Source organism: Escherichia sp. WS1451, from assembly GCF_046487365.1.
Taxonomy (GTDB): domain Bacteria; phylum Pseudomonadota; class Gammaproteobacteria; order Enterobacterales; family Enterobacteriaceae; genus Escherichia; species Escherichia coli.
Genome location: NZ_JBJQJP010000088.1, coordinates 1 through 506, shown reverse-complemented (window position 1 = coordinate 506; position 506 = coordinate 1). Strand labels below are relative to the sequence as shown.

1 pseudogene is annotated in these 506 nt (G+C 59.7%); it reads left to right on the top strand.

Features of this window, described 5'->3' with window-relative positions:
- A pseudogene (locus ACJHX7_RS26305) lies at positions 1 to 506 on the top strand (RHS repeat protein); the annotation flags it as partial.

Here is a 506-nt window from a genome sequence, read left to right as displayed (position 1 = left end):
TTTGCGTATGACCGCAGCGGCTGGCTGACGGCAGAGCACAGCGTGCACGGCAGCATAAAATATCAGCGTGACGCCCTGGGCAATCCCACCGACATCACGTTACCGGACGGGCAGCACCTCAGCCATCTTTACTACGGCAGCGGGCATCTGCTCCAGACGGCACTGGACGGTATCACGGTCAGTGAATATGAGCGTGACAGTCTGCACCGTCAGGTGATACGCACGCAGGGAGCGCTGACGACGTTCAGCGGCTACAACGCCGACAACCGGTTAAGCTGGCAGCGCAGCCTGCCAGGTGGCAGCCAGAATCCACAGCAGACAGCCACACCCCCGTCACACAGCGACAGCGTGACAGCGCGGGACTATATCTGGAATGCAGACGGTGAAGTCGGCGGCATCAATGACAAACTGCGCGGTTGCCTGGTGTTCAGCTATGACCGCAGCGGCTGGCTGACCAGCCGCACGGGTCAGATGTACGACCATGACCATTATTATTACGACAAAGC